This is a genomic window from Fuerstiella sp. (assembly GCA_022447225.1).
Lineage (GTDB): Bacteria > Planctomycetota > Planctomycetia > Planctomycetales > Planctomycetaceae > S139-18.
In genome coordinates, this window is the sequence record JAKVAZ010000006.1 from 422,194 (window position 1) to 445,125 (window position 22,932).

The following is a 22,932-nucleotide window of genomic DNA, read 5'->3' on the forward strand; positions in this document are numbered from 1 at the left end:
CGACTCTCATTCGGCCCCACAACCGGGAGACGGCTCAGACGATCCTCCATGAGGATTCACTGATTCGCGGCCGGCTGGGTTTTCCCCGCGAGAGAGTCGATTTGTAATCCGTTTTCAGCGAAGACGGACGAGTGAAGGAGGACTGGTACATCAGCCGCGCCCGTCACGATTTTCGGGAAGAGCAATTACCGACGCGCGGCTTACCCCCGTTTGACAGGTAAAAAATCCGTCAGGTGTTTTCGTGGTCAATTTATTGTCGGGTTCATTCTGTGCTGCCACTGAATCCCGTAGACTTTTGAAATGAACGATCAACAACGGAGGAGCAGATGGCCCCTGCACTGGCAGATTTTGGCGGCGATGGTCGCCGGCAGCCTGATTGGAATCCTGGCCAATACTGGTGACCAGCCTTTACCCAACAACGTTCGTGTTGCTGTAACACGCGGTACCAACAGAATTTCAATCGAAGAATTCGTTTCGCGCGCGGATGCAAAGGTTGTGTTGTTTCGCGCCGAGTTCGATGGAAGAAATGCTCAGCTGAAAAATGCCTTTCCTGCACTGTCAAAGGCGCTCGGCAACAGGAATCAAATCGAACTGACCGCAGAAAATCCGCGTGTCCGGATTCTCAGTACGATGGCAGGCTATTCGGTCGTCTGGCAGAGAACACATAACGGTGTGCCGGCTGTCAGTCGTTTGAAGTCCGCGCAGGCATCCGGATTGCCGGGATACTGGACACAATGGATCAACGAACATCCCTCCGGGATCCGAAGTCGTATCACGACCATTGCCAAAAGCATCGGTGATCTTTTTCTGCGACTGCTGAAGATGGTCACAATACCGTTGATTCTGACATCACTGGTCACGGGTGTGACCGGACTCGGCAGTCAGGGTCGTTTTGGAAAGATGTTCGGACGGACACTTGCTTATTACCTGACGACCAGCTTTCTGGCGATTTCAGTCGGCCTGATGATGGTCAATCTGATTCGTCCAGGCTCGGGCGCCACACTACCTGGAGGCGGGGAGATCGTTCAAACGGCCGACAGATCACTCACAGAGGTCATCTATGAACAGCTGCTGCGGCTGGTTCCGGCGAACCCTTTTGCAGCCATCGCCAATGGTGAATTTTTGTCTTTGATTTCTTTTGCAATCATGGTGGGAACGTTCATCAATTTTGTCGGAGGAACACATGCCAAACGTCTGAGTGAGCTGTTTGAATCAGCGTTTGCCGTGATGCTGAAGATGACCGGTTGGGTCATCAGCCTGGCACCTGTCGGTGTCTCCGCGTTCATGATTTACGCAACCGCCACTCAGGGACTGGACGTATTTGCCACGCTGGCAAAATATATGATTACGGTGTTCCTAGCACTGGCAATCCACGCAGTCGTCGTGCTTCCGGTAATCGTCATGATGGTCGGACGACGCTGCCCGCTGGCGTTCTTCAGCAATATGAGCCCGGCTCTGCTGACGGCGTTCTCAACCGCATCGTCGAACGCCACACTTCCTTTAACAATTTCGTGCGTGGAAGACCGCGCAGGAATTTCAAACCGCACCAGTTCATTCGTGCTGCCGCTGGGAGCCACGATTAACATGGACGGAACAGCGTTGTACGAAGTGGTCGCCGTGTTATTCATCGCGCAGGCGACGCCAGGTGTGGATCTTAGCTTTGTCCAGCAGGTCACGGTTGCATTCACGGCCCTGATTGCCAGTGTCGGTGCTGCAGGAATCCCTCACGCGGGACTGGTGATGATGGCCATTGTGTTGCAGGCTGTTGGTTTACCTGTCGAGTCGCAGGGGATCATTATTGCGGTTGATCGGGTGCTGGACATGTGTCGAACGTCTGTCAACGTCTGGAGCGATTCGTGCGGCTGTGCGGTCATTGATCGACTCACAAATGACTCAAACACAACTGTCGATTCTGCCGGGCAGCCGTCTGTCTGACGCCCCGGGACTGATGTGATGATGAACCTGATTTACTTCCGTTCGCCAGGCCGGAAACAGTCTTTGCCTGGTGATTTTCTGTCGATCACTTTGCGTATGCTGCAGGAATCGGCCGGTCGTTGAATTCCGGCGCGGACTCCCAACATTACCAACTCAAAAGAGCAGTCACCGCGGACTCCTGTACCGGCCGTGGGCCCATTCCCCCACCTCAGACAGTGCCGACAGTGTACTGATCGCCACCTCCTGATGTCTGCAGCCAGAATTCGCATCGTCCGGCGTCACATGGAACAAAATCCATGGATCAACCGAGCGGGCGGATCACCCAAATAGGTCCATCCCGGAATCCCGAAGTCATCATCGACGGGCCTGATCATTCCGATCATAGTGGATACGGGAGTTCTAACGAATGTGATGATGCCAAACAGCATCCTTTTGCGGGAGGATCAATTTCGCTGCAGGAATGCGAGCTAGCCTTCCTGAATGTCCCCCCCCGTCTCAAAACGAGTTGGATACCGAGATGTCTGCGGATACTCAAAACAACCCACAAGCTGTTCTGGATGAGTTGAGCGCCACCATCGCTTCACTGGAAACTTTTCGTCAGTCTGTTGAGGATGCTGCTGAAACACAGCGTTCAAAGGATTCAACGGTTGCGACGGTCACCGGCAGCAGTCATCGACGTGAACACACTGAAGCCAGTCCTGCGCGCACTGCGGCAGAAAGGTCAGACTCAGCCATCAGGACTGCAGATACAGCCCGACAATCACCTTCACAAACCGTCGGACATCCGGAGAGGTCGTCTGACGTTGACGAGTTCCGGGATCTCACAGATCAACCCGTGATTGCGAGCGACTCGAATTCACCCGCTTCTGAGTCAGCAACTCCGATCACCAGGAAACATGGTGTTCTCCAGCAGACCAATAAGCTGGCACGCATCATGCTCGTCGATGACGAAAATCTGAACGTAATAAACTGTCAGCATCACCTTAAGCAGGCGGGTTATTCGGAGTTCATTACAAGCACTGAAACAATCGAAGCCTTACACCTGATTCGCAGTGAGAGTCCCGATGTTCTTCTACTGGAAATCAACATGCCGGAAGGCAGCGGACTGGACATTCTGCGAGTGATGGGACTCGATCCTGAGTTACAGCACATTCCGGTCATCGTGGTCACAGCGGCCAGGGATCCAAAAATACGCAGGAATGCGCTGGATCTGGGCGCAAACGATTTTCTGAACAAACCGGTTGATCCCAATGAGCTGCTGCCTCGCGTTCGCAATGCTGTCATCCTCAAACAGCACTTCGATATGATTGCCAGTGAAACGGCTCATCTGGAACAACAGGTTGAACGGCGCACACGGCAACTGGAAGCCACACGTCAGCAACTGATCCTCAGCCTGGCCCGTGCAGCAGAACATCGGGACAACGATACCGGCAATCACGTGTTGCGAGTCGGGCGTTACAGCGCCATTATCGCCGAGCAGATCGGATATCCGGAACAGCATCTGCCAATGCTGGAACAGGCGGCCCAGCTGCATGACGTGGGAAAAATCGGCATTCCCGATTCCGTGCTCTTCAAACCTGGTAAACTTGATCCCGACGAATATGAACTGATCAAGAAGCACTGCGCTCTTGGCAAACAAATCATTGAACCCATCTCCGAACGGGATTTTGCGCTGCTGAAAACGCACACAGACACGGAAGAGTCACTGCCACATTTACGTTCATCACCACTATTGATACTGGCCGCTCGTATTGCGCAGACTCACCATGAAAAATGGGATGGCTCAGGATACCCGCTCGGACTGTCCGGTGCAGACATCCCCCTGGAAGGCCGAATCGTTGCTGTCGCCGACGTATTTGACGCTTTGTCAAGCGCCCGTCCGTACAAGCAGCCATTTTCAAGAGAGCAATGTTTTGAGATTCTGGAATCCGGACGGGCAAAGCACTTCGATCCCGATGTTCTGGATGCTTTCTTCGTACAATCCGAACAAATCATCGACACTCAGCTGCAGTTGATGGATGAAGTCCATCGAGTGACCGGCGATGAGTTCATTCCCGATGAACCGGCTCCACCGTCTGAATCAACACCATCTCAGACATCGTGAAGTTGCGATCAGAAAAACGGGTTCCGATTTACTCCCATCGCAGAACCGCCGTCACCGCACTATAATGAACTAACGACGGAAAACATCAGTGTGTTTCATCGTCTTGTCCGCTTTTCATGAACACGAGTGGACGTCCTGCCGGCTGTGGCAGCAGAATACCACTGGAACAACATTTGCCTGACGTGAGCCTGTTCGTTTTCCGGACCGATTTCAAAGGAGACTCGTCATGTCATCATTGGATCAACTCAGGCAACGTACGATCGTCGTCGCGGACACAGGTGACATCGATGCCATTGCAGCACACAAACCTCAGGACGCCACAACGAATCCCTCGTTGCTCTGGAAAGCAGCACGGATGTCACAATATCGGGAACTGGTGGACGGAGCGATCCAGTCAGGAATCGCATCCGGTTCGACTGAGATGGATACCGTTGACGATGTAATCGATCACCTCGCCGTAGGATTTGGCTGCCGCATTCTGGAAATCATCCCCGGCCGGGTCTCCACGGAAGTTGATGCCCGACTAAGCTTCGACGAGCACGCCACAGTCGCCCGTGCTCAAAAACTGATTCACCTGTACAGCAATGCGGGTATTGCCCGGGAACGGATATTGATCAAAATTGCCTCCACCTGGGAAGGAATCCGTGCCGCCGAACGACTGGAAAACGAAGGAATTCACTGCAATCTGACTTTGCTGTTCGGATTCGGTCAGGCTGTTGCCTGTGCAGAAGCGGGAGTAACCCTGATTAGTCCTTTCGTCGGACGGATCTACGACTGGTATAAATCTGACCGTGGAGTTGAAGACATCCCCGCTGCCGAGGATCCCGGTGTCGCATCCGTCACACGTATCTACAACTACTTTAAAAAGCATAACTTCCACACAGAAGTGATGGGAGCCAGCTTTCGGCGGAAAGAACAAATCATCAATCTTAGCGGCTGCGATCTACTGACGATTTCCCCCACGTTGCTATCTGAGCTGGCTGCTTCGGACGAAAACGTTCCGGTACAACTGGATGAAGCGACGGCAAGGAATATGGATATCCCGGCGATTGACATGAACGAGTCCACATTCCGCTGGATGCTGAACGAGGATGCGATGGCCACCGAAAAACTGGCACAGGGAATCCGCGGATTTGCCGCTGACCTGGATCTTCTGCGTTCGTGGCTGTCAGAACAGTTAAAGACGACGGCCGCGACAGTGTGATTACAGTGCACCGATGAATGCGGCGCCTTAGCGACCTGTATTCCGTCCGGCGTGACTGCCCCCCCCAAAAAAAATATCATGAAAACGGTTGGAATCATTCCGGCGCGGCTGCATTCAACACGACTGCCGCGCAAGCTGCTGCTGGCAGAAACAGGGAAACCTCTCATTCAGTATGTTTGGGAGGTTGCCAACGCATGCCCGGAACTCGGCGACGTCATCGTCGCCACAGACAGCCATGAAATCGCTGAGGTCGTTCGAAGGTTTGGTGGTCGCGCGGAACTGACCGGCGATCATCCAAGCGGGACCGACCGCATCGCTGAAGTCGTGCGGCGCTGCTGTCCTGATGCAGACATTATTGTCAATCTGCAGGGGGATGAACCGGAACTTGAAACTGACACGATCACACGAATGTTGCAGGCACTGCAACATTCCTCCTGCGAAATGGCAACCATTGCAACGCCTTTCAGGAATGCAGACGACGTGCAGGATCCATCCTGCGTCAAAGTGGTACTCAATGATCACTCCGAAGCCTTGTATTTCAGCCGCCATCCGATTCCGTTCGCGCGAGACCATTCCGTCCAACAACTTCTGCAAAGCTCACCCGGCAGCTACATGCTGCATCTGGGGACATACGCTTACCGTAAAGAGTTCCTGCTGAAGCTCACAGACATGCCGCCCGGCGAACTAGAACACATCGAGAAACTCGAACAGTTACGTGCCCTGCAGGCTGGAGCACGCATTGTTGTAGCAACGGTGCCTGCGGCCGCCATCGGCATCGATACCGTCGAAGATTACACAGCGTTTGTGACTCGCTGTCGGGGGTGACCAAGCCCGCTGCTGTCAGTCAGTTGAAGAGAACTCAAACCGGCAGACAGCAACTGGTTTTTGTTCCGGTGCCCGACGAATTTGCAATCCATTTGTCGGATCTTTAGTTTTTATTCTGGTGTAGCCAGACTTGTGGTCCGATGTAACCAGTATACCATATTTTGTATTGACAGCTTATTCGCACCCACTATATTGGGATTCTGTGTTAATTTTTGCGGAAGACACTGAAAAAATATTTTTCGGTTTTCATTCTGTAACGTGTTGTCCGACGGGCAGTTGAGTGATTCTGAGTCAGTGGTTTGACAGTTGCTTCAGTATCCTTATCTTGCTCTTCCGCAAGGAGGCCCCTAACTCGACAGGAAGTCGAAACGACCCATTATTTCTTTAGCCGATTGCAGTGCCGGCCTGCCTGTCGGTTTTCTGCTTCAGCGTGTGCCTGCTGAAAGACCCGGAGTAATCAGTCGATGGTTGCTGCGCGGTGAGTGGCTGAATCCGTTCGACGGGTTCTAAAGAGTATATACGGAGTGCCATTGCACGAAGCATGGCTGTTCATCTGGATGAAGACCAATCATGAGGAGACGTTCGAATGATTCGAGCACAAACGGAATGGGTTATCCACAAACGCGATGGTCGTACAGTTCCATTCGATTCAGGACTGATTGGTCGAGCGATCGCAAACGCTTTTCGTGCTGAACTGAATCTGGCCGATCAGCAGCCGCTGGATTCAGAATCCGATCAGGAAATCCGCAGCATCACCGAAGATATCGTCGTCGAACTGTCGACGGATGCCGGTTCAGAGTCCGGCACCGATGTGGAACGTGTGCAGGACATGGTCGAAATGCAGCTGATGAAGCGTGGCCATTTCCGAGTTGCCCGCCGTTATATCGTTTATCGTGCAGAACGAGCAAAAATCCGGTCATTGCAACCGTCAGACAGTCTTGATTCGCTGGAGGAACCGGCGACTTCGTCACTGCGCGTTCTTCTGGAGGATGATGTTCGCGTTGATTTCGACTCTGACAGAATTCGACGTCGATTTGAACTGGCCTGCAGTGATCTCCCGAACTGTGAAGTCGATCAACTGCTCGAAGAAGTCATGAAGTCGGTTTACGACGACATCTCGGTCGCAGAGATCTATCGGGCGATGATACTGGCGGCACGTACGCGCATCGAACAGGATCCGGCCTTTGATATTGTTGCAGCGCGACTACTGAGAATGGTCATTGCCAGCGAATCGCTGGGAAATGCACCGGCTGTTCCGGAAGACTTTGAACGTCTTTATCGCAACCAGTTTGAACACTATGTGATTGACGGAATCGTTGCAGACCGTCTGTCTCCCGAGCTGCGTCAGTATGATTTGACCCGGATTGCCCAGGCACTGAAACCGGAACGCGACTCACTGTTTAAGTATCCAGGGCTGCAGGCCATCTACGATCGATACCTGCTGCACATTGAAGGTCGGCGGATTGAAATGCCGCAATACTTCTGGATGCGTGTCGCCATGGGACTTGCGATCAATGAACCGGATCGCGAGCAGCGAGCCATTGAGTTCTACGATATTCTTTCGTCAATGCGTTTCACATCTGCCACTCCCACACTGTTTAATTCAGCAACGAATCATCCTCAGTTAAGTTCCTGCTACCTGTCGACGGTCAGCGACGATCTGGAACACATTTTCAAATGTGTATCAGACAACGCCAAACTCAGTAAATGGGCGGGAGGTCTGGGTAACGACTGGACCGGTATTCGCGCGACAAATGCTCATATCAAAGGCACGAATGGTCGCAGCCAGGGCGTTATTCCTTTCCTGAAAGTCGTCAATGACACTGCGGTAGCCGTGAATCAGGGAGGAAAACGGAAAGGCGCTGTTTGTTCCTACCTTGAAACCTGGCATATGGACATCGAGGAGTTCCTGGAACTCCGTAAGAACACGGGCGACGACCGGCGGCGTACTCATGATATGCATACCGCCAACTGGATCCCTGATCTGTTCATGAAACGGGTTCAGCTTAACCAGAACTGGACTCTGTTTAGTCCCGACGAGGTTCCGGATCTTCACGATCTGTACGGCAAAGCCTTTGAGGAACGCTATACGGAATACGAGCGGATGGCAGAGGAGGGGCGTATTCAGCTGAGTCGCAGTGTTCCTGCTGTGGAACTTTGGAGAAAAATGCTGACTCGTGTGTTTGAAACGGGACATCCGTGGATCACCTTCAAAGATCCTTCCAATCTCCGATCGCCACAGGACCACACCGGAGTAGTTCACAGCAGTAATCTTTGTACAGAAATCCTGTTGAATACGTCCCCGGAAGAGACGGCTGTATGTAACCTGGGATCGATCAACCTGCCTGCTCATATTGAGAATGGCCGGCTGGATCTCCGGATGCTGGAAGAAACAGTCGGAACGGCCATGCGGATGTTGGACAATGTGATCGATATTAATTTCTACCCAACACAGGAAGCACGTGTCTCCAACCGGAAACATCGGCCTGTCGGTCTGGGACTGATGGGATTCCAAGATGCCCTGGCGAAGATGAATTACAGTTACGCCAGCGAACAGGCCGTTGAATTTGCAGATCGCAGTATGGAGGCAATTTCGTGGTTTGCCATTATGGCCTCTTCCCGACTGGCAGCTGAGCGGGGCACATATGATTCTTACTCAGGATCCAAATGGGATCGTGGTCTGCTTCCGATCGACACTGTCGAACAACTCGAAAAGGAACGTGGAGTGCCGGTAGACGTCGATCGATCGACCTCCATGGACTGGGACATTGTTCGCAAAGTTGTGGCTGAAAACGGGATGAGAAACAGTAACTGTATGGCGATTGCTCCGACCGCCACAATTTCGACGATCATTGGTGTGTCACAGTCCATTGAACCTATCTACAAGCATCTGTATGTGAAGAGCAATCTTTCCGGCGAGTTCACTCATGTGAATACATCACTTGTCAATGAGCTCAGGGAACGTGGCCTGTGGGATGCTGAAATGCTGGATGCACTCAAATACTACGATGGAACGCTTTCTGAAATTGATCGAATTCCGGCTGACATCCGGGCTCGCTATCTCACATCCTTTGAAATCGATGCCAAATGGCTGATTGAATGTGCCTCACGCCGCCAAAAATGGATCGACATGGGCCAGTCACTCAATCTGTATATGTGCGAGCCCAGTGGTCGCAAGTTGCATGACATGTACTTTTTAGCATGGAGCAAGGGACTCAAAACAACCTATTACCTGCGAACGCTGGCGGCGACTCAGATCGAAAAATCGACAGTCGACGTAAATAAATACGGAGTCCAGCCACGCTGGATGAAACACAGAAGTGCGTCCAGCGACATTACAGTTGATCCCGGTCCGGATGCAGGTCAGCGTCAGGACGGCCCGGAAGAAGCTGTCGCTCGGCCTCATGTGGTACCAGCCACTGATATGTCATCCGTCAAAGCCTGCAGCCTGGATGACCCGGACTGTGACGCCTGTCAGTAAACGATCGTGGTCATCGATTTCCGGACGCTGGATGGTTGTCAACCGTCGGGAAGTCTCACACCACGTCTGAACACTGTGTTCTGCTGTCCGGCCTCCGCAATTCTTATTTGTCAGTATCAAACCATTGAAAGGTGTCATGATGACCACAACCGTTTCGACCGAACAGGAATTTTCCACAGGAACAAACGGACGATTTCAGGCCGATGAAAAACGCCTGATTAACTGTGCACAGGTCGACGTCAATCAGCTGATGCCGATCAAATACCAATGGGCCTGGGAACACTACCTGAATGGTTGCGCCAACCATTGGATGCCAACAGAAGTCCCCATGAATCGAGACGTCGAAACATGGAAATCCGACAGACTGACAGACGATGAACGTCGCGTCATCATGTGGAATCTGGGATTCTTCTCGACCGCAGAGTCACTGGTTGGCAACAATCTGGTGCTGGCAATTTTCAAGCATGTCACCAACGCAGAATGTCGGCAGTACCTACTCCGACAGGCATTTGAAGAAGCCGTACATACGCATACTTTTCTGTATGTCGTGGAAACGCTGGGGTTGAACGAAAGTGAAATCTTCAACATGTATCGTGAGATTCCAACGATCGCAAAGAAAGATGCCTTCGAGATGGAGCTCACCGCTGAAGTGCTCGATCCCGACTTTGCCACCGAAACATTTGAAGGACGGCAGACATTCCTGAAAAACCTGATCGGCTACTATGTAATTATGGAAGGAGTGTTCTTCTACAGCGGGTTCGTGATGATGCTGTCGTTCCACCGTCGGAATCTGATGACAGGTATCGGGGAACAATTTCAGTACATTCTGCGCGATGAAACAATTCACCTGAACTTTGGCGTCGATCTCATCAACGGGATCAAGTCGGAGAATCCTGAACTATGGACATCAGATTTTCAGGAAGCCATGATTGAACGGGTCCGTACAGCTGTGGAACTGGAAATCGAATATGCAGAATCGTGTCTGCCGCGAGGTGTTCTTGGACTCAATGCAGCCTTGTTCCGGGACTACGTCCAGCACATCGCCGACCGCCGCCTGCAGCGTATCGGACTGCCGATTCAATACGGCTCATCCAACCCGTTTCCGTGGATGAGCGAAACGATTGATCTTTCCAAAGAGAAAAATTTCTTCGAAACCCGGGTCACCGAATACCAGGCCGGTGGTTCACTGAGCTGGGATTAGTATTCCGGCATGGAGTGCTCTGTGAGGGCGTTCTCCGCCGGCCCGATTGAGAAAGAAGGACGGCCCTGGTCGGGAAGGGGGCTTCATCAGGCGGAGCGTCTTCCGGTGGTTGTAAAATATTGAGTCCGGCCGAAGCAGTCTGTGAATTTCCGTAAATCACACTAAACATCAAGTCCCATCATCCGCATCAGTTCAATTGCATTACTGCGTTCGATTACTCCGTGACGAAGTTGATAATCGAACGTCATCGCACCGTCCGTAATCTGGTCCTCAAAGTGATAGTTTGCCGCGCGTCCGTCGAGTGAATCGACAATTCGGGTCAGTTCCAGATCGTGTGTGGTCACCAGCCCCAGCGCTCCGCGATCAAGCAGCGATCGAATGACGGCCTCAGCACCCCGGCGTCGGTCGTTCGAATTTGTTCCATTGAGGATCTCGTCCAGCAGAAACAGAACCGGATGAGTGCCGTTGGTCAAATCGACGACCTGACGCAGTCGCCGAACAACACTAAAAAAAAACGAACGCCCCTCAATCAAAGAGTCACTGACGCGCATCACTGTCCCCATCCGAAACGGCGTTGTTGACATTGATCTGGCGTTGACCCGAGCTCCACACCATGTGAGGACGAGATTTGTTCCGATTGAACGCAGCAGCGTACTTTTTCCGGACATGTTCGACCCACTGATCAACATCAACCGCTTGTCCTGAGTCAGCTCAACATCATTGAGTACACATTCCTGGTTCGACAGCAGTGGATGGCCCAGGTCACGGGCAGCGATCCTAGGCGATCCGTCCGAAATCTCGGGAAGCGTTGTATCTGCATTGTCAAAACTCCAGGCCCCGATCGTAAGCAGTACCTCCAGTTCTGCCGATGCATCAATCCAACCGGGAATCAGTCCGCCATAGTGCACTCGCCAGCGTTCAATACGATCGGTCAGCAGTACGGTAAGTCCAAACAGCCAGGCGAACGGAATCAGAAACTGATTTCTCAGGCAATTGTTCAGCCAGCCAATCCGGTTGCTCAGTGAACGAATCCGTGTGGAAGCCCGGTGGCCACCAGTTTTCAGCACCTGCTGCAGTTCAACAACATGAGGATCGTCGAATGAATGAGATTCCAGTTCTGCAAGAATATGTGAAAGCTGCCTGAGTGCCTGATTCACACTGTCCACGGCAGCTGCCATGGCTCTGATCTGCGAACGAACCAGTAACATCAGCGGCATCTGCGCAAGCAGAACCAGCAACAATGTTGAATACCCCACAACACCTGCTGCGGCCATCAAAAACAGGACGATTCCCGCAAACCCAAACACAGCCGAACAAAGCACAATCCACGTCGGCACAGTCCGGGCCGCTTCTGCCGCCCACCGATTCAAAGTTACTTCCGTATCACTCCAGTTGGCCGCATCATCAATGATGGCCAGACGTTCACGAAGATCCAGTTCATTGCGAAGAGACTCAGCCATCTGCTGACGGTGAATGATTGTTTGCGCTGCAGGCACTTCTGTCATCCAGCGTGCGAGCAGCCGACGAGACGGGAGAGTCCGACACTGGCAGAGTTTCTGAAACAACGATCCTGGACCAAACAGGTCAAGGTCACCGGACCAGGGATGTTCCGAACAAACAAATTCTTCACCGGATTCAGAAAGCTGCCTCCAGTGATTGGTCAGTCGCTGCAGACACGAAGAATACCACCGCTGAATACGAACGGTTGATCTCAGACGCTGCAGAGTTGGCCGATGAACCACCATTGCCAGAACCAGAACAGCAGCCGTAATCGAGAACGGCAAAACGGCCCGGTGATCTGCAGTCAGCCACGTTCCCAGTACGATCAGCACCAGAAAAAGTGCTGTGCGAACACGCACAAACCTGCGGTCACGACGCTGAAGTAACAGCACCTGTCGAGTGGCCAGCTTCAGTCGATGACGGTAGGTCTCGGCCGCTTCCTGCGAACCGAATTCAATCGGTAATTCACCTTGCAAATTCTAGCTCACTGTCTGTGACGTGGCCGTGGATTCACCGGACGGCGTTTGTCCTGTCCGCCACGCGGTGAGGTAAAAACGCGTTTGACTTCTTCCAGTGATGTCGTTCCGTTCACCACCAGACGTAGTGCGTCCCGCTGCATTGTCAGCTGTTTTTCAGTGTTCATCTGTTTGCGAATCGCTTTCACGTCACCACTTTCTGCGATGACTTCCTTCATTTCATCCGTCATTTCGAACACCTCATACGCAGCAACCCGTCCGTGATACGGACTTCCGTTACACTTAGCGCAGAGTTCTTCCACTGACAAGGCTTCCGCGTGATCCTCCGGGGGTGGAACCGGAGCACGATACAGAACCGTGGTTTCCGGCGGCAGGCCCAGTTGCTTCAATAACTGAGGTCTTGGACGAAATGCCTGCTTGCAGTCTTTACACAGCCGCCGAATGAGTTTTTGAGAAATTACGGCCTTGAGTCCACTTAATACTTTATCTGTACCGACCCAGTCGATCAGTTGCCTCACAGCATCTGCCGGCGTTCGAGCTGCCATCTCCCCAAAGAAGCACAGTCGGTCACAGTAATCAAACACCAACTGAACCTGCTGCGGGTCATCAAACTTACCCAGGTAAACAGCATCACCTTCCCTGCGAATAACTCGATCCAGCCTGATTTCCAGATCAATTCCAGGTTCGTCATCCGAATCACTGACATTCACCAAGCGTTTTTCACCGACATCAGCAAAATTAAATACTGAGTACAAATACGGGTCCATGCAATGCATGGCCACCAGCGACAACGACGTCACTCCTGATTCCGGACCTCCGCAGGACAGGATGATTCCGGATGCATCATCCCCGGGTGGAGGTGATGACATTGTCTGCAGTTTGGTTTTGAGCTGGGCAGGAAAACTAACTTCGGTGGGCGTAACGAATGACTCTCTGGGATCCTCCACGCGAATCCTCAACCGTTCCATTGCACCTTTGATCGGTAATGTGTCAACCAGCAGTCGATACTCCTGACCGTTAAACTCGGCCAGGATCCCGCCTTTTTGAGGTTTAACTCGTGACTGAACATCCAGCCCTGAGAGCAGTTTAACAATCTGAACAATGGCCACTCCCTGCTTTCCGGGAAATGCCCCCGCCGGGTAGGCAATTCCGTCCACCACAAACCGAACGATCAGCCTTGGTCCTTTGGACTCAGTGACGACAGAATGCGCACGTCGGGACAAAGCGTCAGAAATCATACGTTTGACCGGAATCAAACCGGCCTGCACCAGACGCGGATTCTTCTTAAGATTAGCTTCACGTCCGAACATGGGCCCCTGAAAGAGTACCTGCTCCGATTCTTCGACGTCTGACACGCTGCCCGTCCTTTGATTGAAACGCTGGAATCACCTCTCAAGGTACGAATCCCGCCGTCATTCTGATGGACCAGATGGCAGGAGGCCAGCGCTACCGTGGTTTTCAGGCGGGTTTTGCAATGATGTCAGGCAGAATCCATGATTCGGCATTTTTCACGTTCGCGCATTTTCGGGAATCCTCAGTGATTCTGTACGCTCTGTTGTCCCGGCTGTGCCGGGACATGGTTAAGCTGCTGTATTCTACATTCACGACAGGTATTGGAACATGTCTTTGCTGCCAATCATTGACTCCAGGCCTGAACCATCTCGTCCACAAAACGCTGTCGGTCCGACAAAAGGAACGTACGCTTTTGTCAGTCTTGGTTGTCCCAAGAATCTGGTCGACAGTGAGAAAATGCTGGGACAGCTCGCACTGGACGGCTACCAACTGGTACCGGAAGCCGATGGTGCGGACTTCGTGGTGGTCAACACCTGTGGGTTCATTGAAAGTTCACGTGACGAATCTCGGTCTGTGATTCAGGAAATGCTGGACCTTAAGTCGTCAGGACAGACAGGCGGGGTGATTGTTGCCGGCTGTTTGCCCCAGCGTCTCGAAGACGATGGCGGACTGCTGAATGAGATGCCGGATATCGACCATGTCGTCGGTGTGTTTGGCCGGGACGAGATCGTCAGGGCCGCAGATAAACTGGTGGGTGGAATTACGGAACATCGGGAACTGTTCCGCCCCGCACCAATGAAGGCGCTGGACGACCGGGCTCGACTGAGAATCACCCCCTCCCACTACGCCTACCTGAAGATTTCCGAAGGGTGTGATCGGACATGCACGTTCTGCTCCATTCCCAAGATGAGAGGAAAACACGTTACGAAACCCATCGAGATGGTAATGGAAGAAGCCCGTGAACTGGCAACTGACGGCGTTCGCGAACTGAACATAGTGGCTCAGGACACGACCTACTACGGACTCGATTATTACGGGGAAGTGCGACTGGCGGAATTGCTCAGACAGCTGGAAACCGTCGATCAGATCGACTGGATCCGACTCATGTATCTGTACCCCGTTCATTTTAATGATGAGCTGATTCAGACAATTGCCGAATCATCAAAGATTCTGCCTTATCTGGATATGCCTCTTCAGCACATCAGTTCTCCGGTACTGAAACGCATGCAGCGCCGTGTGAACGGCACACAAACACGCGAACTGGTGAGCAAGCTACGGGAGACAATTCCCAATCTTGTATTGCGAACCACGTTCATTACGGGGTTCCCTGGTGAGACAGACAAAGACTTCGAGGAACTGTGTGACTTTGTCGCAGAAACCCGTTTTGAGCGAATGGGTGTGTTTACATATTCGGCAGAGCCGGGTACTCCGGCAATCCGCCTGGACGAACATTTGTCGGAAGCTGTGAAAGTTGAACGTCACAATCAACTCATGACACTGCAGCAGTCGATTGCATTCGATCATGCTGAGTCACTCGTCGGATACGAAATCGATGTGTTGATCGACCAAGAGGTCGAAGAGAATGTCTGGGTGGGAAGATCATTTGCCGACGCCCCTGAAATCGATGCGTGTACATATGTTTCTGCAGAGAAGCTGGATCCTGGATCTCTCATCCCCGTTGAGATCCTGCGGCGTGATGAATACGATTTAATCGGAATTGCTGCTGAAGCTGATACGCCTGCCCCCTGAAGGGGCCTGGTATATTATCTGTCAGCTGGAAACTCTGAGAACAATCGGCCGGCCCCGGACCAGCGAAGATACCGACCGACGGTTCGTGTAAAGCTGTCAATTTCCGACCCGGTGACATGGGGTTCCGGATCGATCATCATGGAACCAGGTCTATTCGCGACTGACACTGCAGTTCGGAAGAGCAGGAATATAATCGAATGACGGAGGACACGAATTCGGATTCTGTCAGATCAGATTCCATTCACATCGGCCGGGAATCACTTAACCTGCCAAATCTGGTGACACTCAGCCGTCTTGTGCTGGCAGCCGTCCTGTTTGCCCTCATTGACAGTGGTCGCTGGTGGATCGCCAGTTCAATTTTGTTCGTGTTCGCTGCATCGACCGATGCGCTCGACGGCTGGCTGGCCCGCCGCTCCGGTCAGATCACCACACTTGGAAGAATCCTCGATCCCTTCGTTGACAAAATCATTGTCGGTGGAACATTTCTGTTTCTGCTGAGCCCCGGTGGTGAAAGATCTTCGGGGGTCACCCCTTGGATGGTTATCACAGTCATCGGTCGTGAAATGTTTGTGTCCAGCCTCAGAGGTTTTTTGGAGCAGTCTGGCCACGACTTTTCTGCCAGTTTCATCGGCAAGACAAAAATGGTTCTGCAATGTGTGGCCGTGACAGTGGCTCTGATCTCCCTCGCTCCCGAGCTGGACTGGCCGTGGCTGATTCCGGTTCGTGACTTTCTGCTGTGGCTGGCTGTCTGTGTGACTCTCTGGAGTGGTCTGATCTACGTTATTCGGGGCATCACACTGCTCAACCGAAAACCGTAAGACGGCTGGAAGCGGGCATCACCTGGTCCGCATCACCTGGTCCGCATCACCTGGTCCGCATCACCTGGTCCGCATCACCTGGTCCGCATCACCGATGCGTCCTGTGTTATTCACATCTGTCCTCTGACCGACACTGCGAAGAATTTTACTGCGAAGAATTTGACCGGGGAAGAGCACGCATGGCGCACTCGATAAAATTGCCGTGAGCAATTGCTTTAACATCCTCATCCGAGTATCCGCGCACCGTCAGAATGTCGAGCACCTTGCGGAGATCCGCAATGGAGTTCATGTCCTGTGGTGTCTGTTCTGTACCGAATCCACCATCGAGATCGGTTCCAATCCCGACATGCCTGGCATTGCCCAGCAACTGGCAAACGTGGTCCACATGGTCAACAGCGTGTTCGATCGTCAATCCGGCTGACTCGGGAGTCGTCGTTCCCCGTTTCCAGCCAGGGACGATCATCCACGCGTCAAACGCCAGTCCCAAAACTCCCCCTCGATCTGCAATCGCCCGAATCTGTTCATCTGTCAGCTGGCGAGGATCGTCGACCAGTGCCCGACAGTTGTGATGACTGGCCCAGACCGGTCCCTGATAAATGTCCAGCGCATCCCAGAATGTCTGCTCACACAGATGAGTCAGATCCAGCAGAATCCCAAGACGATCCATTTCCCGCAGCAGTTCTTTACCCTGCTCAGACAGTGGACCAACCTGGTCGTGACCAAGGGCGTAACGACCGGCTCCGTAGTGCGCCGGGCCCAGTGCCCGAAGTCCGTAATTCCAGGCGGTTTCCAGATCGTCCGGAGTTCGCATGGAATCAGCCCCTTCCAAACTCAGAATGTAGCCAATTGGCGTGTTGTCGGCGTCAGCATTCCACGATTCCAGATGACATGAAAGATCATCGGACGTGCGAATCATTTTCAGTTCACCGATGTCTTCCATGGCGCGATACCATGCCAGTTGCCCCTGAGTCATTGCCCACGCCTGTGGAGGTGATTCCCAGACGGCAACCGAAGCCCTCGGTTTCATACATCCGGCAATTTGGGTAGCAACGCAGACGCCGATTTCTGCTTTGCGCATTTCGCGAAAGGTGACGGTATTTCGCCCCCGGGACTTATGATCATTTGTTTCTGCTTCAGCATTTCGCACATCGTCCAGCGAACGTCGCAGGTCCCGATTAAATTCAATCGCGTTGAGGCTGAGGTCCAGATGAGCGTCAAAGATCAGCATCAGGAACACCTGTCATTTGCTTGTTAATATCTGAATTGTAACGTCAATGCCTGTCCGGCCGGGGAGTTCTCCCGGTACGGCATTGGTCAGACGCCATGACTGACCGACAGGAAACAGGTTATTCAATCTTCAGGCAGCGGCAATCCACACGTTCAGCAGAGTTAACTTCAGGACACCATAAATCCGAATCCCAGGAATGTCGCAGTAAACGACAGTCCGTAAAAGTTGATCGTGCGGATCGTGACTTTACGACGAAAAACGGCCAGAATGTTCGAGTGATTCCAAACCCAAAATTCAGCCGAAATAAACAGACATGGAAAAGATGTCGATGAGTCCGCAGGAAGTAATCACATTCCGTGAAACTCCGTCACTGAAGGATGCAACGCTGTTGATGGCATTCACCGGATGGATGGACGGGGGCGAAGTATCAACGGGAACCGTCAACCGAATCATTGATCTGCTGGAAGCAAAACCGTTTGCGGAACTAAATCCCGAACCCTTTTATATCTTCAATTTTCCCGGATCGATGGAGACAGCAGCCATGTTCAGGCCGGAGATCGAAATCGCCAACGGCCTGGTCACGAATGTAGAAATGCCGAAAAACACCTTTTATCTTGATGAAACATCCAATCTGGTATTTTTCGTCGGCGCCGAGCCGCACCTCTGCTGGCCAACTTTTCGCGATACACTCATTTTTCTCGCTGATCAGATCGGTATCTCGCGTTTTCTGTTCTCCGGCTCGTTCGGCGGAGCAGTACCTCATACACGCCAGCCACGGCTTTACATCACAGCCTCAGAGGAACGACTGCTCGACGCCATGCAGCCGTTTGGTGTTCGCCGGACCAGTTACAAAGGGCCAGGGTCATTTATGAGCTATCTAATGACCCAGGTGCCCTCCGCGGGTCTGGAGATGATTTCTCTGATTGCGGAAATCCCCGGGTACCTGCATGGCAGGAACCCAATGAGTATTGAGGCGGTCACCAGACAGCTGGCGGGAATTCTACAGTTGCCCCTAAAACTCGATTCGCTCCGCCAGGCGAGTAACAACTGGGAAGAAGAGGTCTCAACAATCGTCCAAGAAAATGACGAACTGCTTGAAAAAATTCGCGAAATGGAACGCGACTACGATGATGAACTCATCAGTGACGATTCATTTCCCGAATAGCGTCGATCGACACTGCCCGTAGTCTCCGCGCACATTCAAAGTGATGGCTGATCAAGTATCGTCAGACGCCGCATGACACGTCGTTCGGAAGCGGTGTCGTATGGCATAGAACGGTGCAGCGTACAGCGGTTGTCCCAGACCATCAGATCGCCAACCTGCCACTGATGAGCGTAGACAAACTCCGAACACGTAATGAGCTGATTCAGCTGTTCGATAAGAGCGCGACCTTCTCCATATTGCATTCCTGCAATCAATTCCGCCATATCACCCAGGTAGACTGTCGGTCGTCCGGTTTCCGGGTGAATTCTCACAATTGAGTGTTCGACAGGAGGAGAATTCCGCACCTGCTCAGCGGTTAACGGACTGGGATCACGCCGCTTTTTATGGAAATTGAGGTGGTGGACAGCACTCAACGATTCAACACGCCGTCTCATCGCTTCGCTCAGCGCTTCGTACGCTCCGTACATGTCGGCCAGTTCCGTTTCACCACCTTTGCACGGTGCATCCAGACAGCACAGCATCGTGGCGATAGTACGACGCTGAGTCCATGATCCGTCCGTGTGCCAGTGCAATGTTCCTGGGTCCGGATGCCTGCCGTCCGGCTGTCCATCCTCGTTGAGATTGGTCAGCAGATACAGTTCCGGATACTGCTGATCGTGGAACTGATTCAGGACATGGACCTGCGGCTCACCGAAACGCTGTCCGAACCGCAGCTGTTGCTGCGAAGTAAGATGCTGGTCGCGGAAAACGAGTACCTGATACTTCAAAAATGCGTCGTAGATCTGCTGGAACAGATCGTCGGTAACACCTGCCGCGAGATTCACGCCCCCGATTTCTGCGCCCAGTGCAGACGGCAAAGATCTCGCAACAAAATCATCAGATGAGGCTGGGGGCAATACAGGCATAGAGATCTCATCGCCTGTTCAACAGTGATCCTGACAACCCGAAAAATCGATCCCGGCTATTGACGGTGCGCCACGATTGATCTTGCGGAAAACATAAAGGCATCAGTAACTGCGTTTTACCGCGTCTGACCAGTCATCGCAACGCATCAATCATGACGGAGTCCTGAGGCAGCAACCACGATCATACGTCCGGCAACCGACGAGTCGCCGGATGCATCTGAACGGCTCGTTCGGACGATCGATGTTTGACTAATGTCCCGATGACGCATCAGAATCGACTTCGGTATCCGCCGCAGATCCCGTCCGTTTCTCGAATTTCCCCAAGAACTCCACCGCCTTTTTTAGCACCAGGGGCAGGAGTCCCAGAATCACAAAGGCACTCAGAAGCTGCGGAGAAACGATGTTACCGAATCCCTGAACCTGGAACGTCTGCAGGTCCGGGACGCTGCATCCGGCGTAAACATAAGCCATGGTTCCCGGCAGCATCCCAACCTGACTGACCAGCCAGAACGTACGTAACGGGAGCCGTGTTAGTCCCATCACCACGTTAATCACGAAGAATGGCACCAGTGGAATCAGACGCAAAGTAAACAGATAAAACGGACCGTCCGTCTCCAGTGCCACGTTGAACGTGGCCAGACCGTCCTTGAATCTTTCCTGAATCGCTGTCCCAAAAATATAGCGGCTCAGCAGAAACGCTATCGACGCTCCGGTGGTGGACGCGAAGCTGACAAGGATCACGGTTGGAACAAATCCAAAGAACCAACCGTACGCCAGTGTCAAACCTGCAGCACCGGGAAGCGACAGACCAGTCACCACAACATAAATCACGAATGCAGCAACGAACACAAAGACAGGAAACGCGTCATGGTAATACTTCAGTTGCTGTTCATGAGTGACAAGACTCTCGAGGTTGAGTGAGTCCTCAAAACTCCTGTAACCGAAGCCTGCCACAGCCAGGACACCGGCCAGGACAATGAATCTGATCACAATTCTGCTCACACCTGACTGGGGTTCGTTTGGTGACATGGTCTCAACTGAGTTCCGGTCAGAATCTGTCATTGCTTGTCTGGTCGTCAGAATTTGGGTGTCAATCTGTGAATCAGTGTACCCAATTCGAACCGCCAAGACCGTCTCTATCGTTTCAAACAGAAAGACCAAATTTTCGATTCGCTGGGCTCGCTGCCAGGTTCACCATTCGACAATCCTCGGCCCCCTCGTTTGACTGGAACGCCGGAGTGCCCCCTCGTCGTGACTGGATCTCAGCCATAGTGTTCGATCGCGGATGGTCAGATACAGCAACTTCGGCCTTTAGGACGTTCAACGAAATGATCCGCAATCCAGCGGACAGGATTAACAACTGTTGACTGACAGCTGAACACAGCCCGGACTGATTATATTCCGTATGTATTCTCGCAATCCGTCCATTTTTTCGGACATTACAATCCTTGCACCTGTTCATCATTCCACCAACAATGACAGGGTCCGCAAGCACGGTAACATGAGTGCCATCGGGCACTCACCATTGAGTAAATTGTCCCTGACCAATCGTCATGAAATCTTCCGGTGCAAGCCGGTGCACCAATGGATCGCGTTCAATTACGTCAACGTATCAGTTTTGATGCAGCCCGGCTGTTACACGGGCGTCGTGTGAGTAATTATCACGACGCCCGCTGGCAGGCAGCTCGAACAATCACCGGCAGTTTTCTGCCGGCTGAATGTCTGCCGACCGATATGGAAATACGAGTCCATCTGCAGCAGCTAATGGGTTCTTCGGGTACTTTTCCTGCTACGTTGCCCGGTCCGGACACACCGGAAGATTCGGACCTGCCGGAAGATCGGTTTGAGCACTATCTGGCTCTGCTGCTGCCGCTGGATCGAGTAATCCAACCCGCAGACCTACATCCGGAAGGGGACGTACTCTATCACAGTCTGCAGGTCTTCGAACTGACGCGTGTGACTCACCCGTGGGACGAAGAACTGCTCACTGCCGCATTGGTGCACGACGTCGGAAAAGGAATTGACCCGCGGGACAGCCACTTGTCCGGTCTCGCGGCACTCAGCGGCTTCATCACCGAACGAACACGGTGGCTGATCGAAAATCTCCCGTCCGTACATCGTATGTTTGAAGGAACACTGGGAATTCGGGCTCGACGTCGCCTGGTACTGTCCGAATCATGGGCCGAACTCGAAATACTGGCCGCCCACGACCGAGAGGGCCGCGTCTGCGGGAGAAAAGTTCAGCAGCCGGAAGAGGCCATCAATATCCTCCGAATGATGTCCGCCGGCTGGACTCCGAACCAGGACCCTGAATCGGAAAATCACGACTGATCAATTCAGCCGGTCGTCTGTAACGATTCCGAACTTGTTTAACCGGTGCTGTTATGGGGTGAAACCGCTAAAGTCGCAGAGTCATTGTTGCAGGAACTGAACCGGCAGGCGTACGATGTCGATAACATGCTGACAGGCAGGATATGCGTCCCCTCATCAGGTTTACCTGCCATTCCCGATCCCTGCTCTTCATGCGAGACCCGGCGGAGACTCCAGGATGTCGAAAAAACAGCTGATTCTCACCAGTTTTCTGGCCGTAATTCCTGCTGTCGGATTGATTGCCGCCTTGGTAATCGGTGCGATCGGGGGCGTAGCACAGACTCCCGGAATGTGGGGACTGTTTGGTGCCACATTGCTGATGTCTATTGGCGCCCTGGCATCTCCCGTTGTCACTTTTCTGTTGATTCCAGGAGCAGAAGACACAGAAGAGGCCACAACTGAGCCTGATGGAGACGAAGAAACTCAGGATTCTGATGCGAATCTGGAGGTCGATGAGTTTGCGGACGCGGATGACATTGAGGATGGCGAGGATTTAGAAATTCAGGAAGACTACAACTCCGCAGAAACAGAAGTTGCGTCATCAGACGAGATGGATGATTTTGACGACGACGATGACTTTCAGGCCGGTGACGATGTCGAAGTCGATTTTGAAGAATTCGATGACGACGAAGACTTCGTTTGAGCTGTTTTTCACAGACGGTGACGCTGAGCCCCCGA

The 22,932-nt window shown here is 52.7% G+C and carries 16 protein-coding genes; 11 read left to right on the forward strand and 5 right to left on the reverse strand.

Annotated features, from left to right (window positions below):
* Positions 1-300: 300 nt before the first annotated feature.
* The 6 genes from MK110_06155 to MK110_06180 all read left to right on the forward strand — a co-directional run bounded on the left by MK110_06155 (position 301) and on the right by MK110_06180 (position 10,750).
* Positions 301-1,935: a dicarboxylate/amino acid:cation symporter gene (locus MK110_06155; GenBank protein MCH2210865.1), complete on the forward strand. Its 1,635-nt coding sequence runs from the start codon at positions 301-303 to the stop codon at positions 1,933-1,935.
* A 517-nt stretch (positions 1,936-2,452) separates the two neighbouring features.
* Positions 2,453-4,039 (forward strand): response regulator, encoded by a 1,587-nt coding sequence (locus MK110_06160; protein ID MCH2210866.1) that lies wholly within the window; start codon positions 2,453-2,455, stop codon positions 4,037-4,039.
* Positions 4,040-4,265: 226 nt separating this feature from the next.
* Complete coding sequence (gene tal, locus MK110_06165; protein MCH2210867.1) at positions 4,266-5,243, forward strand: transaldolase; 978 nt, start codon at positions 4,266-4,268, stop codon at positions 5,241-5,243.
* A 78-nt stretch (positions 5,244-5,321) separates the two neighbouring features.
* The gene (gene kdsB / locus MK110_06170; protein ID MCH2210868.1) at positions 5,322-6,068 is read left to right on the forward strand and encodes a 3-deoxy-manno-octulosonate cytidylyltransferase; all 747 of its coding nucleotides are present in this window, start codon (positions 5,322-5,324) and stop codon (positions 6,066-6,068) included.
* Between the two features lie 586 nt (positions 6,069-6,654).
* On the forward strand, positions 6,655-9,549 hold the full coding sequence (locus tag MK110_06175) for a ribonucleoside-diphosphate reductase subunit alpha (GenBank protein MCH2210869.1): 2,895 nt from the start codon (positions 6,655-6,657) through the stop codon (positions 9,547-9,549).
* A 139-nt stretch (positions 9,550-9,688) separates the two neighbouring features.
* On the forward strand, positions 9,689-10,750 hold the full coding sequence (locus MK110_06180) for a ribonucleotide-diphosphate reductase subunit beta (protein MCH2210870.1): 1,062 nt from the start codon (positions 9,689-9,691) through the stop codon (positions 10,748-10,750).
* A 161-nt stretch (positions 10,751-10,911) separates the two neighbouring features.
* On the opposite strand, the gene MK110_06185 is transcribed toward MK110_06180, so the two are convergent.
* Together MK110_06185 and tadA are read right to left on the reverse strand one after the other, a co-directional pair.
* Complete coding sequence (locus MK110_06185) at positions 10,912-12,726, reverse strand: hypothetical protein (GenBank protein ID MCH2210871.1); 1,815 nt, start codon at positions 12,724-12,726, stop codon at positions 10,912-10,914.
* 8 nt (positions 12,727-12,734) lie between these two features.
* Positions 12,735-14,081 (reverse strand): Flp pilus assembly complex ATPase component TadA, encoded by a 1,347-nt coding sequence (gene tadA, locus MK110_06190; protein MCH2210872.1) that lies wholly within the window; start codon positions 14,079-14,081, stop codon positions 12,735-12,737.
* Between the two features lie 265 nt (positions 14,082-14,346).
* On the opposite strand from tadA, the gene rimO reads away from it, so the two are divergent.
* Both rimO and pgsA read left to right on the forward strand, forming a co-directional pair.
* Positions 14,347-15,768 carry a 30S ribosomal protein S12 methylthiotransferase RimO gene (gene rimO, locus MK110_06195; protein ID MCH2210873.1) on the forward strand — a complete coding sequence of 474 codons (1,422 nt, stop codon included), beginning with the start codon at positions 14,347-14,349 and terminating at the stop codon, positions 15,766-15,768.
* A gap of 197 nt (positions 15,769-15,965) precedes the next feature.
* Positions 15,966-16,586, forward strand: coding sequence for a CDP-diacylglycerol--glycerol-3-phosphate 3-phosphatidyltransferase (gene pgsA / locus MK110_06200; protein ID MCH2210874.1), 621 nt, complete (start codon positions 15,966-15,968; stop codon positions 16,584-16,586).
* Positions 16,587-16,731: 145 nt separating this feature from the next.
* On the opposite strand, the gene MK110_06205 is transcribed toward pgsA, so the two are convergent.
* Positions 16,732-17,814 carry a membrane dipeptidase gene (locus MK110_06205; protein MCH2210875.1) on the reverse strand — a complete coding sequence of 361 codons (1,083 nt, stop codon included), beginning with the start codon at positions 17,812-17,814 and terminating at the stop codon, positions 16,732-16,734.
* A 313-nt stretch (positions 17,815-18,127) separates the two neighbouring features.
* Between MK110_06205 and MK110_06210 the strand changes: the two genes are divergently transcribed.
* Entirely contained in the window at positions 18,128-18,979 is an 852-nt protein-coding gene (locus tag MK110_06210) for a PAC2 family protein (protein ID MCH2210876.1), read from the forward strand.
* Between the two features lie 35 nt (positions 18,980-19,014).
* Here the strand turns inward: MK110_06210 and MK110_06215 are convergent, their stop codons facing one another.
* Together MK110_06215 and MK110_06220 are read right to left on the reverse strand one after the other, a co-directional pair.
* Positions 19,015-19,884 carry a TauD/TfdA family dioxygenase gene (locus tag MK110_06215; GenBank protein MCH2210877.1) on the reverse strand — a complete coding sequence of 290 codons (870 nt, stop codon included), beginning with the start codon at positions 19,882-19,884 and terminating at the stop codon, positions 19,015-19,017.
* A 249-nt stretch (positions 19,885-20,133) separates the two neighbouring features.
* Positions 20,134-20,874 (reverse strand): TVP38/TMEM64 family protein, encoded by a 741-nt coding sequence (locus MK110_06220; protein MCH2210878.1) that lies wholly within the window; start codon positions 20,872-20,874, stop codon positions 20,134-20,136.
* 594 nt (positions 20,875-21,468) lie between these two features.
* Here MK110_06220 and MK110_06225 point away from each other — a divergent pair.
* Together MK110_06225 and MK110_06230 are read left to right on the forward strand one after the other, a co-directional pair.
* Entirely contained in the window at positions 21,469-22,215 is a 747-nt protein-coding gene (locus MK110_06225) for a hypothetical protein (protein ID MCH2210879.1), read from the forward strand.
* A gap of 217 nt (positions 22,216-22,432) precedes the next feature.
* Positions 22,433-22,897: a hypothetical protein gene (locus tag MK110_06230; GenBank protein MCH2210880.1), complete on the forward strand. Its 465-nt coding sequence runs from the start codon at positions 22,433-22,435 to the stop codon at positions 22,895-22,897.
* The last annotated feature ends 35 nt before the right edge of the window (positions 22,898-22,932 follow it).